General features: G+C 47.6%; 1 protein-coding gene. It reads left to right on the top strand.

Annotated elements, in window-relative coordinates:
• Nucleotides 1–206 (top strand): hypothetical protein (locus tag RMT89_RS45585; protein ID WP_315889628.1); only part of this gene is annotated, 206 nt, incomplete at its 5' end.
• Nucleotides 207–233 lie beyond the last annotated feature (27 nt).

Here is a 233-nt window from a genome sequence, read left to right as displayed (position 1 = left end):
CTGACATTGGTAAAAAGACTGCTGAGACGATTAAGACTCTTAACGACACCGGCCTATTCAACTCGGATGCGCTAAGCAAGGCTTCTATTAACACCCTGACTGAACGTGGCGTGGTTCCTGGCCTAGAGGGCGCTATCGATGAGGTTATGGGCAACGTAGATAACCCAGTATCCGACCCTACTAGTAATTCTGCTAATGCTGAGTAAAATGCGCCTAGTGGCATTGAGGTAATA

Source organism: Streptomyces sp. P17 (genome assembly GCF_032436805.1).
GTDB lineage: Bacteria > Actinomycetota > Actinomycetes > Streptomycetales > Streptomycetaceae > Streptomyces.
Note: the sequence above shows the minus strand (reverse complement) of the source record. Positions and strands in the feature narration are given on the sequence as shown.